This window comes from Streptomyces rectiverticillatus, assembly GCF_013394065.1.
Lineage (GTDB): Bacteria > Actinomycetota > Actinomycetes > Streptomycetales > Streptomycetaceae > Streptomyces > Streptomyces rectiverticillatus.
In genome coordinates, this window is record NZ_CP040752.1 from 1,913,212 (window position 1) to 1,927,039 (window position 13,828).

A 13,828-nucleotide genomic window follows, 5' to 3' on the forward strand; every position below is an offset into this window, starting at 1 on the left:
ACGCTGGGCCCCATGACGGACCTGGAACCGACCGCCCCGGCGGCTGCCCCGGCCCCCTCGCCCCGCCCGCAGGAGTGGGCCTGGACGACGGTCGGCACCTCCATCGGACCGCTGGGGCTCGCGGCGACGCCCAAGGGCCTGCTGCAGGTCTCCTTCCGTGCGGACGAAGCGGTGTCCGCCGAGGCCGTGGCCGCCCTCACCCGCCGCATGGGGACCGGCCCGGTGGCCGGGCCCTGCGCCTCGCGCGAGATCCTCACCGGGACGGCGGCCGAGCTCAAGGCCTACTTCGTCGGCCGGCGGGAGACCTTCTCCGTCCCGCTGGACTGGTCGCTGACGTCGGGCTTCAACCGCCAGGTGCTGCGCGAGCTGGCCGGCGGCGTCCCTTACGGCACGGTGGTCAGCTACCAGGACCTGGCCGACCGCGTCGGCGAGCGCGGCGCCGCCCGCGCCGTGGGCGTGGCCATGGGGAGCAATCCGCTGCCGGTCGTGGTGCCCTGTCACCGCGTCATCGAGAGCAACGGCGGCCTGGGCGGGTTCGGCAGCGGCCTGGAGATCAAGCGCTCGCTCCTGTCCCTCGAAGGGGTGCTTCCCGAGCCTCTCTTCTGACCTCCCCCGCCGCCCCGGCGGCGTTCGCGCAGGCGGCCGCAGACCGATTGTCAGTGCCTGCCCCTAGCGTGCTGCGCACCGGAGATCGGCCGCCGCGGCCGACGGGGAGAGGGGCTTTGCCATGGCGGGAGAGACGACGTACCTGGAGCTGTCGCAGGACGGCGGCGGGGCGCACAAGTTCTACGAGGTCACGGTCGCCGGCACGGCGGTCACGGTGCGCTACGGCCGGATCGGCGCCGCCGGCCAGGTTCAGACCTCGTCGTTCCCCAGCGTGGAGAAGGCCCGGGCCGCGGCGGCGAAGAAGGTCGGCGAGAAGGTCCGCAAGGGCTACGCCCCGGCGGTGGCCGGGCAGCGGGCGGCCCGTCCCGTCACGCGCCGCGAGGTGACGTCCGCGCCGTCGACCGCGCGGGCCGTGGCCCCGGTGCTGTGGCGGTTCGCCACCGGCTCCTCCGCGTTCGGCATCCACGTGGACGAGGACCGCTGCTGGGTGGGCAACCAGGCCGGCCACGTCCACACCCTCGGCCACGACGGCGAGGTGCTGGCCCGCTACCAGCTGCCCGCCGGCGTCAAGTGCCTGGTGGCGGACGACTTCTGGATCTACGCCGGCTGCGACGACGGCACGGTCTACGACCTGTCCTCCAAACTCCCCTTCGCCGCCTACCAGATCGCCTCCGACGTCGACATCTTCTGGCTCGACATCCGCGAGGGCGTCCTCGACGTCGCCGACCGCAACGGCGGACTGACCGTCATCGACCACGAGGACGAGCACCAGTGGTCGCGCCGCAGCAGCGGCGACCACGCCTGGATGGTCCGGCGCGACGAGCACGCCGTCTACCACGGGCACGCGCGCGGGGTGACCGCCTACGCCCCCGACGGCACCGGCGAGCTGTGGCACACCCCCACCTCCGGCTCGGTGCTGTTCGGCTGGCAGGAGGACCACGCGGTCTACGCCGGCACCAACCGCCGCGTCGTCCAGCGCCTGTCGAAGGCCACGGGCGCCGTCGAGGCCACCTACCAGTGCGACACCGTGGTCTACTCCTGTGCCACCGCGCCCGGCGGCCGCTACGTCTTCGCGGGCGACTCCGCCTCCTCGGTCTACTGCTTCGCGGCGGACGGCACCCGCCTGTGGAAGCTCGGCACGGGCAGCGGTTCGGCGCTGTCCATGCAGTACCTGAACGAGAAGCTGTACATGGTCACCACGGACGGCTCGCTGGTCTGCGTCGATGCCAGCGAGGGCGCGGTCTCCGCCGCCCAGGCGGGCAGCGTCCCCGTGCCGGTGGACGTCAAGTCGGCCGCCGCCGTACCCACCTACACCCCCGCCCGCACCCTCTCCACGGTGAGCGCGGCGCCCGCCTCCGGCATCGTGGTCGAGTGCGTACAGGAGGCCGGCCGGCTGCGCGTGCACGTCCTCTCCGAGGGCTACGACCCCAGCTGGAACGTCCAGTTCCCCCGTCACATACGCGAGGCCGGCGCCCGCTACGTCATCGACGCCCTCTCCCCCGCCGCCGGCGGCTTCTACCGCGTACGGGGCGAGATCCGGCGCCTGGTCTGATCCCGGGCGGGTCCGCGTCCGGGGCCGGTTCCGGGTCCGGGTCCGGCGGCTCATTCCGCCCCTTCCCCATGGAGGCCGAATCCCCATGGAGGCCGAAGGCGCCTTCCGGGTGGATGCTGGAGGTGGAGGCACCGCCATGCGCACCGGCAACGAACCCGCCACGGCCCGCAGCCCCCTGCGGCTGCGCTGCGGGCTGGCCGCCTGGGGCCTGGCCTGGGCCGTCGCGGGCACCGTGCTCTTCGCGATCACCGGCCACCCCGGCTGGGCCGTCGCCTGCGGCGTCCTGATCGCCGTCATCGCCGTCGACCTGTCGCTGGTGATCCGGCACATCCGGCAGGGCCCGCACTACCAGCCGGGCCGGGACGTCCCGCCGTACCGGCCCGTCAGCGGGCGCCGCGACCCCGGGGAGGGCCGGCGCGGCCCGTAGCCCTCAGCCCGGCCGCCCGGCCCGTGGGGAGGCCGCGGTCAGCACGGGGACGGGGGAACGGCCCCGTCGCCCCCGGGCGCGGCGAGCGTGCGCCGGGCCTCGTCCGCGTACCGCGCGCGTTCCTCCTCCGGCAGCGCCCGCCATGCCGCGCACAGGGCCCGCGTCCCCTCGCCCAGGGCCTCGGCGTACGTCCCGACCCGTACGGCGTCCCGCAGGCCGATGCGGCCTGTGAGGACCTCGCGGGCCATCTCCTGGAGCGCGCCGCCGGCGCTTCCGGCGGCGAGCCGCTGCAGCACCCCGTGGAGGGCCCGCGCCCGGTCGGCGCTGCGCCCCGGGGTCACGAACTCCTCGAAGCCCACGTGCTGTTCGGTCATGGCGTCCTCCCCTTCTCTCTCAGACCGCGGGGTGGTCGTAGCTCGCGCCGGGCAGCGCGAAGGCGTTGAGCCCGGCCAGGGCCTCGGTGCCGAGCCGGACCAGCGTGCCGTGGCCGGCGTGCATCACCGCCTGGGCCGCGGCGACGATCCGGACCATGCGCTCCCACTCCCTGAGGATGGTCAGCAGTTCCTCGGTGCCCAGTGCGGCGGCCGCGACTGCGGCGCTGCCGCCGCTGGCCGCTTCGACCGCGGCCGCAAGGGCCAGGGTGATCAGCGCATCAACGATCGCCCCGAGACAGTCGCCGACGGCTGCCCCGGCAGAGGAGACCGACTGGGCGATGACGAGGTATTCCACGCCCATCGCGTCCAGGGCGGTGCGGAAGTCCGCGAGGTTTCCGGCGAGAGCGGAGAAGTAGTGCGCGGCCGCCTCGGCGGCGTTGCCGTCCCAGGTCGCGTCGATGCGAGCGCTCCCGGACCGGAGATTGCGTGCGACACCGTCGCAGGCCCGCCCCGTTTCCTGCCATGCCGAGACACACCTGGCATAGGCCTTCCAGTCACCGGCGAAGCTCTCCTTGGCCCACTTCACGGGATCCGTCGGCAGGTACAGCTCCGCCAGTTTGAACAGCCAGCCGGACGGGCTGAGGAATTCCACCACGTCGTTGAGCGGCTTCAGCGGATCGAGGAAGTCCTCCGGTTCCCCGGGCGGGACGAGACACGCCGCCGGCTCCGTCACATCGGCGAAGTCCGTCATCGCTCCCCGCCCCGTCCCCGCGCCGCCGCATCGAATCCGGCGGCGGCACCGCGGTCGGTACGGCGGTAATAGGAAGCCGCCGTGGCGAGTTCCTCCGCAGAGCTCTGCAGGAGTCCGGCCATGCGCTGCACGGCGCCCATGACGTCGCTGCGCAGGGAGCCGTGCCGGTGGCTCGCCTCTTCGAACAGCCCGCCCGCTCCCGGGGGCAGAGCCGTGTGCCGGCGGACGTAGGCCAAGACCGCCCGCATGTCCTCGGCACCCCTGCCGACCTGCCGCGCGAACGCCTCGAGCTGTCCGGGGTCGACCCTCAGGTCCATGTCCTTCCCCTCCTACGGCGAGACGAGGAGCAGCAGGACGCACACGGCTGTTCCGGCCCCGGCAGCCCGGAACAGCCACGCGACGTAGGGCGCCACGGAGGTCCGGCGCAGCACCGCCCAAGCGGCCCTGCTTTCCCCGAGGGTCCTCACCCGGTACCCGACCACCGTGGTCATCACTCCGGCAGCGACCCCCGCCAGTCCGACGAAGAAGAAGGCCAGTCCGCCCCAGAAGTACCGCAGGCCGACCGGGCGGTAGCCGTAGCCCTCGCGGTAGACGCGCACCTTCTCGCCCGTCACGTACCAGCCCCGGAGAGCGGCGCTGTCTCGCACGACCCGGCCGCTGTCGGCGCGGAAGGTGCCGGAACACAGGGTGTGCGAACGCGAGGCGCCTCTCCCGTGGCCGCCCTCGCGGCGTTGCTCGCATCTCTCCACCGTCAGCGTGCCCTTGCCGGCCACGAGCCCGGCGGCCTTCTCCGCCTGCCGGACCATCACTCCCATGCAGGCCAACGACAACACGACGACGCCGACACCGACCAGCCGCGGCAGGGGCCGTGGTGCGGGCAGCGGGCAGAACGGGCTCGTCGCGGCTAACTCGGGCACGGCCACGCAAGGTCTCCTCGAAACGGCTCGGCGAGCGGAATCGCGGAAACCTTATGCATAGGGCCACGGCGTCGGCGGCGGGCGCAGCCGGAGGGGAGACCGGCCGCAGGCCCCGCGTCCTTGCCCCGCCTGTGCGCCGCACGCGCACCGGGCCGGCGGGCCCTCACCCGATATGACTAACGCCGGGCGCTGCGCTCGCGCAGCTCGTCCCAGACCTTCTCGACCTGGCGCCGGAGCGCCTCGATCGGGCCGTCGTTGTCGATGACGAAGTCGGCCACCGCGAGCCGGTCCTCGCGGGTGGCCTGGGCCGCCATGCGGGCGCGGGCCTCGTCCGGGGTCATGCCGCGCAGGCGGACCAGGCGGTCCAGGCGGGTCTCGGTGCCGGCGTCGACCACGAGGACCAGGTCGTAGAGGGGGGCCAGGCCGTTCTCGGCGAGGAGGGGGACGTCGTGGACGACGACCGCGTCCGGGGCGGCGGCCGCCTCCAGTTCGGCGGAGCGGGCCCGGACGAGGGGGTGCACGATGGCGTTGAGGGCGGCCAGCCGGTCCGGGTCGGCGAAGACGACGGCGCCCAGCCGCGGGCGGTCGAGCGCTCCCTCGGGCGTGAGGACCGCCTCGCCGAACTCGGCGACGACCGCGGCCAGTCCGGGCGTCCCCGGCTCGACCACTTCGCGGGCGATCCTGTCGGAATCGACGATCACCGCTCCGTACGAAGCCAGCAGCCGCGACACCTCGCTCTTGCCGGCACCGATTCCGCCCGTGAGGCCCACTCTCAGCATGGGCCCCACGGTAGCGGGCGTGCGGTCAGTGACCGCTGTCGCCCTCCCGGTCGGCGAGGAAGCGCTCGAACTCGGCGCCCAGTTCGTCGGCGGAGGGCAGCTCGACCGGCTCGGCGACGAGGTTGCCGCGGGTCTCGGCACCGGAGACGGCGTCGTACTGGTGCTCAAGGCCGCGCACCAGGGAGACGAGCTCCTCGTCCCCCTCGGCGATCTGACGCTCGATCTCCTCCTGGGTGCGCAGCGCCTCGGACCGCAGGGCGTGGGCGGCGTTGGGCAGCACCAGGCCCGTGGCGGCCGTGACCGCCTCGAGGGCCGTGAGGGCCGCGTCCGGGTAGGCGGAGCGGGCGATGTAGTGCGGAACGTGGGCGGCGACGCCGAGCACGTCGTGACCGGCCTCCGCGAGGCGGTACTCGATGAGGGCCTCGGCGCTCCCCGGCACCTGCGCCTCGTCGAAGAAGCTGCGGTGACCGGGCATCAGGTCGGTGCGGTTGCCGTGCGGGGTCATGCCCACAGGGCGGGTGTGCGGCACGCCCATGGGGATGCCGTGGAAGTTGACGGACAGCCGCACGCCGAGGCGCTCGACGAGCTGCCGCACGGCGGCGGCGAACCGCTCCCACTCGACGTCCGGCTCGGGTCCGGACAGCAGCAGGAAGGGGGCGCCCGTCGCGTCCTGCACGATGCGCAGCTCGATCGCCGGGGTCTCGTAGGCGCTCCAGCGGTCCCGCTGGAAGGTCAGCAGCGGGCGCCGGGCGCGGTAGTCGACGAGCCGGTCGTGGTCGAAGCGGGCCACGACCTGGTGGGGCAGGGTGTCCAAGAGTCGCGAGACGATCTGCTCGCCGGTCTCCCCCGCGTCGATGTAGCCGTCGAAGTGATAGAGCATGACCAGGCCGGCCGTGTCCTGGGCCAAGGCCAGGTCGGCCACGGCGAGCCCCTTGGGCTCCCATTCGTACAAACCCTGCGGATCCAACACAGTGACCGCTCCTCCTCATGTTCCGTACGGGGGAACGCGCCTGGAGGGCCCCGCCATTCCCGCCTTCCGGATCACGCCGGCGCATCTCACATGACAGAACGAGCGCCTGACGGAAACGAACGGCTGTCAGCAGAACACGAGTAAGGCCCGCTCCCCAAGGGGAACGGGCCTTACTCAGTCAGCTGTCAGCTGCCGTGGTGCAGAGCCTCAGCTCTGGCCGCCGGCGAGCTTCTCGCGGAGGGCGGCGAGCGCCTCGTCCGACGCCAGGGCGCCGGAGTTGTCGGCCGACTCCGAGGAGTACGAGCCGCCGGAGACCTGAGCGCCACCGGCCTGCGGGGCAGCCTGGGCGCCCTCGGCCGCAGCCTCGGCGTCCGCCTCGCGGGACTTGATGACCTGCGCCTGGTGCTGCTCGAAGCGCTGCTGCGCCTCGGCGTACTGGCGCTCCCACTCCTCGCGCTGCTTCTCGTAACCCGGCAGCCAGTCGTTGGCCTCGGGGTCGAAGCCCTCGGGGTAGATGTAGTTGCCCTGGTCGTCGTAGGACGCGGCCATGCCGTACAGGGTCGGGTCGAACTCGACCACGGACGGGTCGGCACCGAAGGACTCGTTGGCCTGCTTCAGCGAGAGGCTGATGCGACGGCGCTCGAGGTCGATGTCGATGACCTTGACGAAGATCTCGTCGTTGACCTGGACGACCTGCTCCGGGATCTCCACGTGGCGCTCGGCCAGCTCGGAGATGTGGACCAGGCCCTCGATGCCCTCGTCGACGCGCACGAACGCACCGAAGGGAACGAGCTTGGTGACCTTACCCGGGACGACCTGACCGATCTGGTGGGTCCGGGCGAACTGCTGCCACGGGTCTTCCTGGGTGGCCTTGAGCGACAGGGAGACGCGCTCGCGGTCCATGTCGACGTCGAGGACCTCGACGGTGACTTCCTGGCCGACCTCGACAACCTCGGACGGGTGGTCGATGTGCTTCCAGGACAGCTCGGAGACGTGGACGAGACCGTCGACGCCGCCCAGGTCCACGAAGGCACCGAAGTTGACGATGGAGGAGACGACGCCGGAGCGCACCTGACCCTTCTGGAGGGTGGTGAGGAAGGTCTGGCGGACCTCGCTCTGGGTCTGCTCCAGCCAGGCACGGCGGGACAGGACCACGTTGTTGCGGTTCTTGTCCAGCTCGATGATCTTGGCCTCGAGCTCCTTGCCCACGTAGGGCTGAAGGTCGCGGACGCGGCGCATCTCGACCAGGGAGGCCGGGAGGAAGCCACGGAGGCCGATGTCGAGGATGAGACCACCCTTGACGACCTCGATGACGGTACCGGTGACGATCCCGTCCTCTTCCTTGATCTTCTCGATGGTGCCCCAGGCGCGCTCGTACTGGGCGCGCTTCTTCGAGAGGATCAGGCGGCCTTCCTTGTCCTCCTTCTGGAGAACCAGGGCCTCGATCTCGTCGCCGACCTTGACGACCTCGTTCGGGTCGACGTCGTGCTTGATCGAGAGCTCGCGGGAGGGGATCACACCCTCGGTCTTGTAACCGATGTCGAGCAGGACCTCGTCCCGGTCGACCTTCACGATGACGCCGTCGACGATGTCGCCGTCGTTGAAGTACTTGATCGTCTCGTCGATCGCGGCGAGGAAGGCTTCCTCGTTACCGATGTCGTTGACCGCAACCTGCGGGGTGGTGGCGGTGGTCTCGGTGCTGCTCGTCATGTGGGAAAGGGCTCCGGTACGGACATTGAGTCGTAGGTACTGCTACGCCGAGAGCCCGTATCGCACTGCCGAAGCCGGACAGCCTTGGAGGCGCAGGCTCTGGGATCCGAAGATCACCGCACACGCCTCGGCAACCGAGGGGACATACAACAAGTGCGAGCGCGGCCTGCTCCGTCTGAGGCGCGCAGGCCCGCAGCGCAACTTGTAGCATACGGGGGCAGCCGGGCACGGTCAATGCGCGAAGGCGCACACCCGGGACGAATCTCCCCATACCGGGCACAACTTATGTTTTGCGAGGCCACGAGGGCCTCGCCGCACACTACCGCGGGGGGCACGCCGCCGATGATCGAAGAGCACGAGCCGGAAGCGGTCCGGCGGACCACGGGCGGCGCCGAGAGCAGCCGGGCGAGCCGCGGCTGGTGGGACCGCAACGCGGATGAGTACCAGACCGAGCACGGCGCCTTCCTCGGCGACGACCGCTTCATCTGGGGCCCCGAGGGGCTCGACGAGGCCGAGGCCGCCCTGCTGGGCCCGGCGAGCGGCCTCAAGGGCCTCGACGTGCTGGAGATCGGCGCCGGCGCGGCCCAGTGCTCGCGCTGGCTCGCCGCACAGGGCGCCCGCCCGGTGGCCCTGGACCTCTCCCACCGCCAGCTCCAGCACGCCCTGCGCATCGGCGGTGACGTTCCGCTGGTCGAGGCCGACGCGTGCGCCCTGCCCTTCGCCGACGGCTCCTTCGACCTGGCGTGCTCGGCCTACGGGGCCGTCCCCTTCGTCGCGGACCCGGTGCAGGTGATGCGCGAGGTCCGGCGCGTGCTGCGGCCCGGCGGCCGCTGGGTCTTCTCCGTCACCCACCCCATCCGCTGGGCGTTCCCCGACGAGCCGGGCCCCGAGGGCCTCTCCGTCGCGGCCTCCTACTTCGACCGCACCCCTTACGTGGAGCAGGACGACCAGGGCCGCGCCGTGTACGTGGAGCACCACCGCACGCTCGGCGACCGCGTGCGGGACGTCGTCACCGCCGGCTTCCGGCTGACCGGCCTCGTCGAGCCCGAGTGGCCCGCCTGGAACCAGCAGGAGTGGGGCGGCTGGTCCCCGCTGCGCGGGAACCTCATCCCCGGCACGGCGATCTTCGTCTGCGAGCGGGACGAAGGCCCTTCCGGCGGATCGTGATCTCCCCGCCGGTTCCGGTGATCGCCCCTAGCGCCGGACTCTCGCCGCGGTGGTAGCCCGCCGTCGCGGCGGGCGGGCCTTTCGGTGCGGGCCCTGCCCCCCCCGGGGCTCGGCGGAGATCCGCCGGACAGACGCCCCGGCGCCTGGGTGAGACTGGGTCTGTGATCCACCGTGACGCCCTCGACCGACTGCCCGTCCGCTCCGCCCTCCCCGCGCTGCGGCGCGCGCTCGACGCGCACGGCGCAGCCGTCCTGTGCGCGCCCCCCGGCACCGGCAAGACCACCCTCGTGCCGCTGGTCCTCGCCGGGCTCACCGGGGACGGCCCGCGGCAGCGCGTCGTGGTCGCCGAGCCGCGCCGGATCGCCGCGCGGGCCGCCGCCCGCCGGATGGCGTGGCTGCTGGGCGAGAGCGTGGGCGAGAGCGTCGGCTTCACCGTGCGCGGGGAGCGGCGGGCCGGGCCGCGCACGGTGGTCGAGGTCGTCACCACCGGCGTGCTGCTGCAGCGGCTGCAGCGTGACCCCGAGCTGGCGGGCGTGAGCACGGTCGTGCTGGACGAGTGCCACGAACGCCACCTCGACGCGGACACCGCCGCCGCGTTCCTCCTGGACGTACGGGCCGCGCTCCGCCCCGAGCTGCGGCTGGTGGCGGCGTCCGCGACGACGGACGCCGAGGGCTGGGCCCACCTGCTCGGCGACGCGCCTGTGATCACGGCCGAGGGCGTCTCGCACCCGGTGGAGGCGGTGTGGGCGCCGCCGGGGCGGCCGGTGCGGCCGCCGCACGGGATGCGGGTGGACCCCGCCCTGCTGGAGCACGTCGCCGGGGTCGTGCGGCGGGCGCTGCGGGAGCGGGAGGGGGACGTCCTGTGCTTCCTGCCCGGCGTCGGGGAGATCGCGCGCGTGGCGGGCCGGCTGGGCGACCGGCAGACGCTGGGGGCCGAGGTGCTGCAGGTGCACGGGCGGGCTCCGGCCGCGGTGCAGGACGCGGTGCTGGCCGGGGCGAGCGAGGGCCGGCGGGTGGTCCTGGCGACGTCCGTGGCGGAGTCCAGCCTGACGGTCCCCGGGGTGCGGGTGGTGGTGGACGCGGGCCTGGCCCGGGAGCCCCGTACCGACCACGCGCGCGGGCTGAGCGCGCTCACGACCGTACGGGCCTCACGGGCCTCGGCCCGGCAGCGCGCCGGGCGGGCGGGGCGCGAGGCACCGGGGGCGGTGTACCGCTGCTGGTCGGAGGCCGACGACGTGCGGCTGCCCGGGTTCCCGGCGGCGGAGATCACCGTCGCGGACCTGACGGCCTTCGCCCTGCAGGCCGCGTGCTGGGGCGATCCCGACGCGTCCGGGCTCGCCCTGCTCGACCCACCGCCCTCCGGCGCGATGGCCGCCGCCCGCGAGGTCCTGACGGCCACGGGCGCCGTCTCGGCCGACGGCCGGCCCACGGACCGGGGACGGCGCATGGCCCGCCTCGGCGTCCACCCCCGCCTCGCGCGCGCTCTCCTCGACGGGGCCCGGGAGGCCGGAGCGCGCCGTGCGGCGGAGGTGGTCGCCCTCCTGAGCGAGGAACCGCCCCGGGAGTACGGCGATGACCTGGCGGCCGCCTGGCGTGCGGCGCGGCGCGGCGGCGACGCGTACGGGGCGCGGTGGCGCGCGGAGGCGCGTCGGCTCGAAGGAGCGCTGAAGGGCGTGGCGGAGGAAGGTACGGCCGCCGGTGCGTCCGGTGCGTCCGGTCCCCGTGTGCTGTCGGATGATGCCGTGGCCGGGCTCGTCACCGCGCTGGCCTACCCCGAGCGGGTGGCCCGGCTGCGCGGCGAGGGCTCGTACCTCATGGTGTCCGGCACGGGGGCGCAGCTCGGCGACGGGTCCCGGCTGCGCAGCGCGCCCTGGCTCGCGATCGCCGTCGCCGACCGGCCGGTCACGGCCGCCTCGGCGCGGGTGCTGCTCGGCGCGGTGATCGACGAGGACACGGCGCGGGCCGCCGCGGGGGCCCTGTACGCGGAGGGCGAGGAGGTCCGCTGGTCGGAGGAGCGGCGGGACGTGGTGGCGCGGCGGGTCGAACGGCTCGGCGCCGTCGAGCTGGCGTCCCGTCCGCTGCCGGACCCCGGCCCGGAGCTCCTGCGGGCCGCGCTGGAGGAGGGGCTGCGGCGGGAGGGCCCGGGCCTGCTGCGCTGGACGGCCGAGGCCGCCGGGCTGCGGCAGCGGCTGGCGTTCTTGCACCGGGAGCTGGGCGAGCCGTGGCCCGACGTGTCCGACGCCGCGCTGCTGGAGCGCCTGGACGACTGGCTCGGCTGGGAGCTGGCGCGTGCGCGCCGGCGGTCGGACCTGGAACGGGCGGACGGCGGCAAGGCGCTGCAGCGGCTCCTGCCGTGGGCGTCCGGGGACGCGGCGCGCCTGGACGAGCTGGCGCCCGAGCGGATCCAGGTGCCCAGCGGTTCGCGGATCCGCGTGGACTACGGCGGCGGGCAGCCGGTGCTGGCCGTGAAGCTGCAGGAACTGTTCGGCTGGCAGGAGACGCCGCGGCTCGCGGGCGGCCGGGTCCCGGTGCTCGTCCACCTGCTGTCCCCCGCGGGGCGGCCTGCGGCCGTCACGGCGGACCTGGCGTCGTTCTGGCGCGACGGCTACCGCTCGGTCCGCGCCGAACTCCGCGGCCGCTACCCCCGCCACCCCTGGCCGGAGGACCCGACGACGGCGGCCCCTACGCGGCGGGCGACAGGGGGTCACTGAGGGGGCAGGCCTCCGGCCCGGCACCGGTTGCTCACCGCCGCGGCGGAAGGATTTCGGCCCGGCCGAAAAACCGCCGGGCACGCCCGGGCCACCCACCCATTGATCCAGGCCCACGGGCACCGCCGGACCGCATCTGCCCAATTGCTCACCGCCGCGGCGGAAGGGATTCGGCCCGGCCGGAATGACGCAGTACCCGCTGCTCGCCGTCGCGGCGGAAAGGCTTCGGGCCCGCCGGAGAGGTCGTGGCTCGCGGCGGCCGGCCGTCGCGGCGGAAGGTTCCCGCGCACCTTTCTTCCGCCGCAACGGCGGGCCACCACAGTGGTGGCCGCCGGCGTCACCCTCCGGGACCGGCCCGGAGGGCGACGGCGCCTCAGGGGAGGTAGCGCTCGACCGCCGCCGAGCCCTTCTCCTCGATGAGCCGCTTCGCCCGCTCCACCCGTTCCGGTGTCACGTCCCGGCCGGACGCCATGACCAGGTCCTCGGGGTCGATCGGCCGTTCGCCCCCGGTGTACAGCTGCCTGGGCCGGGACGCGGTGGATCCGTCCTCGGTCTTCTCCTTCGTCGTCTTCTCCTTCACGGCGAGCCTCCTCTGCTCCATGCGGCCCTTTTCCCCGGGGCCTGCCGCTCGATTTTCCCTCCATCGTGTTCCTTTTGTCCGGTAAATGCACGACGAGGGCGGGCGCGGGCTTCCAGGAACAGGGCGAGGGCCAGCAGGGCGCCGCCCAGGACCGCGCTCCCCCACGGCAGCCACGAGGTCAGCAGGAGCACGAGCCGCCGCTGGGAGGTCACGAGGGCGACGGTGGAGTCGACGTAGTCGGCGCGCATCTTCACGTGCCCGGCGAAGGCCGTGACCGGCTTCTTCTCCGGGTGCCCGGTCCAGCGCAGCTCCTCGCGGTGGATCTCCTCGCCGTTGACGGGGGCGCCGGTGACGGGGTCGACCCAGAACATGCGCCGGGTGGTGTACCAGCGCTCCAGCCCCAGCTGCCGGACGGTCTCGGGCGTCACGCCCAGGGGCATTCGCCGGGGCAGGGGGACGCGGGTCCAGGGGATGGTCTGCTCGAAGTAGTAGACGTCCAGGCCGTGGAAGGAGCGGGTGCCCCGGTAGTGGATGGGCGCGGAGGTGCGGGTCTGCATGTCGAAGTAGCGGTAGTCGCGCTTCTCCACGAGGAAGGGCCACTTGTATTCGATGCCGTCGCGCCGTACGGGGGTGTCGTCCACGTGCTCGCCGCCGGCGTGCACGGGCTGCTGGCTGTGGGCGTCGAAGACATACCGCTCGGGTATCCGGGAGATCATCGCGCCGTCGGGCCCGGCCATGTGGGTGAGGGTGTCCCAGACGACGACGTCGCGGCCGCTCTCGCGGCGGACCTTGCGGGCCTCTTCGGCGTTGCCTTTGAGCGTCTGGACGAGGGTCACCTTGGGGACGGTGCGGGGCTCCATGCGGGCGTAGTCGAGGAGGGTCGCGTCCTTCGCCTCCAGGACGGCGGTCTGGTAGCTGCCCGCCGGGACCTTGGCCAGGCGGGGGAAGGCGTACCAGCGCAGCAGCGGGGCGAGGGCCGCGAGGAACACGGCCACCGCGAGAAGGACGAGGCTCGCTCTGCGGCGCACGGCGCGGCCGGCCCGTCAGGGGTGTGCGGGTGCGGAGGTGAGCAGGGGCTGGGGGGAGGTCGTCCCCTCGGGCGGGCCGATCCCGGTGACGGTGAGGACCAGGGCGAGGGCGGCGGCCAGTCCGACGGCCGCGGCGGCCAGTGCGCGCATGCGAAGCCTCCCGGCGGGATCACCCGGACCTGACGAGGCGTCAGGAGTGGGCACGGTAGCAACGCACGCGGCAGATGAGAACCACGCGTACGGCCCCTCTCCCGTGAAA

15 protein-coding genes are annotated in these 13,828 nt (G+C 73.6%); 5 read left to right on the forward strand and 10 right to left on the reverse strand.

Annotated features, from left to right (window positions below; translation table 11 throughout):
- The first annotated feature begins 12 nt into the window (after positions 1–12).
- The 3 genes from FGW37_RS08105 to FGW37_RS08115 all read left to right on the forward strand — a co-directional run bounded on the left by FGW37_RS08105 (position 13) and on the right by FGW37_RS08115 (position 2,585).
- Positions 13–606 (forward strand): methylated-DNA--[protein]-cysteine S-methyltransferase, encoded by a 594-nt coding sequence (locus FGW37_RS08105; RefSeq protein WP_179080446.1) that lies wholly within the window; start codon positions 13–15, stop codon positions 604–606.
- A 121-nt stretch (positions 607–727) separates the two neighbouring features.
- Positions 728–2,158: a WGR domain-containing protein gene (locus FGW37_RS08110; protein WP_179080447.1), complete on the forward strand. Its 1,431-nt coding sequence runs from the start codon at positions 728–730 to the stop codon at positions 2,156–2,158.
- 136 nt (positions 2,159–2,294) lie between these two features.
- The gene (locus tag FGW37_RS08115; protein WP_179080448.1) at positions 2,295–2,585 is read left to right on the forward strand and encodes a DUF6343 family protein; all 291 of its coding nucleotides are present in this window, start codon (positions 2,295–2,297) and stop codon (positions 2,583–2,585) included.
- A 38-nt stretch (positions 2,586–2,623) separates the two neighbouring features.
- Here the strand turns inward: FGW37_RS08115 and FGW37_RS08120 are convergent, their stop codons facing one another.
- From FGW37_RS08120 to rpsA, 7 genes are all read right to left on the reverse strand, one after another.
- A complete protein-coding gene (locus tag FGW37_RS08120; RefSeq protein ID WP_179080449.1) occupies positions 2,624–2,959 on the reverse strand; it encodes an HMG-box domain-containing protein in 336 nt (111 codons plus the stop codon).
- A gap of 19 nt (positions 2,960–2,978) precedes the next feature.
- Positions 2,979–3,710: a hypothetical protein gene (locus tag FGW37_RS08125; RefSeq protein WP_179080450.1), complete on the reverse strand. Its 732-nt coding sequence runs from the start codon at positions 3,708–3,710 to the stop codon at positions 2,979–2,981.
- Positions 3,707–4,027 (reverse strand): WXG100 family type VII secretion target, encoded by a 321-nt coding sequence (locus FGW37_RS08130; RefSeq protein WP_179080451.1) that lies wholly within the window; start codon positions 4,025–4,027, stop codon positions 3,707–3,709. The genes FGW37_RS08125 and FGW37_RS08130 overlap by 4 nt, the downstream gene beginning before the upstream one ends.
- Positions 4,028–4,039: 12 nt before the next feature.
- On the reverse strand, positions 4,040–4,633 hold the full coding sequence (locus FGW37_RS08135) for a hypothetical protein (protein ID WP_179080452.1): 594 nt from the start codon (positions 4,631–4,633) through the stop codon (positions 4,040–4,042).
- A 170-nt stretch (positions 4,634–4,803) separates the two neighbouring features.
- A complete protein-coding gene (gene coaE, locus FGW37_RS08140; protein ID WP_179080453.1) occupies positions 4,804–5,406 on the reverse strand; it encodes a dephospho-CoA kinase in 603 nt (200 codons plus the stop codon).
- 25 nt (positions 5,407–5,431) lie between these two features.
- Complete coding sequence (locus FGW37_RS08145; protein WP_179080454.1) at positions 5,432–6,376, reverse strand: PAC2 family protein; 945 nt, start codon at positions 6,374–6,376, stop codon at positions 5,432–5,434.
- 207 nt (positions 6,377–6,583) lie between these two features.
- A complete protein-coding gene (gene rpsA / locus FGW37_RS08150) occupies positions 6,584–8,086 on the reverse strand; it encodes a 30S ribosomal protein S1 (RefSeq protein WP_058044905.1) in 1,503 nt (500 codons plus the stop codon).
- Positions 8,087–8,428: 342 nt separating this feature from the next.
- Between rpsA and FGW37_RS08155 the strand changes: the two genes are divergently transcribed.
- Both FGW37_RS08155 and hrpB read left to right on the forward strand, forming a co-directional pair.
- Positions 8,429–9,253, forward strand: coding sequence for a class I SAM-dependent methyltransferase (locus tag FGW37_RS08155; protein WP_179080455.1), 825 nt, complete (start codon positions 8,429–8,431; stop codon positions 9,251–9,253).
- Between the two features lie 161 nt (positions 9,254–9,414).
- Positions 9,415–11,964, forward strand: coding sequence for an ATP-dependent helicase HrpB (gene hrpB, locus FGW37_RS08160; RefSeq protein WP_179080456.1), 2,550 nt, complete (start codon positions 9,415–9,417; stop codon positions 11,962–11,964).
- Positions 11,965–12,334: 370 nt separating this feature from the next.
- Here hrpB and FGW37_RS08165 read toward each other — a convergent pair whose 3' ends face one another.
- The 3 genes from FGW37_RS08165 to FGW37_RS08175 are packed head-to-tail and all read right to left on the reverse strand — an operon-like array spanning position 12,335 to position 13,719.
- Positions 12,335–12,541 carry a hypothetical protein gene (locus tag FGW37_RS08165; protein WP_179080457.1) on the reverse strand — a complete coding sequence of 69 codons (207 nt, stop codon included), beginning with the start codon at positions 12,539–12,541 and terminating at the stop codon, positions 12,335–12,337.
- Positions 12,538–13,569 (reverse strand): cell envelope lipid trafficking protein PgfA, encoded by a 1,032-nt coding sequence (pgfA, locus tag FGW37_RS08170; RefSeq protein ID WP_179080458.1) that lies wholly within the window; start codon positions 13,567–13,569, stop codon positions 12,538–12,540. Before pgfA ends, FGW37_RS08165 begins: the two co-directional genes overlap by 4 nt.
- Before the next feature lie 15 nt (positions 13,570–13,584).
- Positions 13,585–13,719, reverse strand: a complete 135-nt coding sequence (locus tag FGW37_RS08175) for an SPW_0924 family protein (protein ID WP_179080459.1) — start codon at positions 13,717–13,719, stop codon at positions 13,585–13,587.
- Between the last annotated feature and the right edge of the window lie 109 nt (positions 13,720–13,828).

Coding starts and splice junctions, on each gene's coding strand:
- FGW37_RS08115 (WP_179080448.1), top strand. CDS start 2,295: ATGCGCACCGGCAACGAACCCGCCACGGCCCGCAGCCCCCTGCGGCTG.
- FGW37_RS08175 (WP_179080459.1), bottom strand. CDS start 13,719: ATGCGCGCACTGGCCGCCGCGGCCGTCGGACTGGCCGCCGCCCTCGCC.
- FGW37_RS08125 (WP_179080450.1), bottom strand. CDS start 3,710: ATGACGGACTTCGCCGATGTGACGGAGCCGGCGGCGTGTCTCGTCCCG.
- rpsA (WP_058044905.1), bottom strand. CDS start 8,086: ATGACGAGCAGCACCGAGACCACCGCCACCACCCCGCAGGTTGCGGTC.
- FGW37_RS08110 (WP_179080447.1), top strand. CDS start 728: ATGGCGGGAGAGACGACGTACCTGGAGCTGTCGCAGGACGGCGGCGGG.
- FGW37_RS08155 (WP_179080455.1), top strand. CDS start 8,429: ATGATCGAAGAGCACGAGCCGGAAGCGGTCCGGCGGACCACGGGCGGC.
- FGW37_RS08120 (WP_179080449.1), bottom strand. CDS start 2,959: ATGACCGAACAGCACGTGGGCTTCGAGGAGTTCGTGACCCCGGGGCGC.
- FGW37_RS08105 (WP_179080446.1), top strand. CDS start 13: ATGACGGACCTGGAACCGACCGCCCCGGCGGCTGCCCCGGCCCCCTCG.
- coaE (WP_179080453.1), bottom strand. CDS start 5,406: ATGCTGAGAGTGGGCCTCACGGGCGGAATCGGTGCCGGCAAGAGCGAG.
- FGW37_RS08130 (WP_179080451.1), bottom strand. CDS start 4,027: ATGGACCTGAGGGTCGACCCCGGACAGCTCGAGGCGTTCGCGCGGCAG.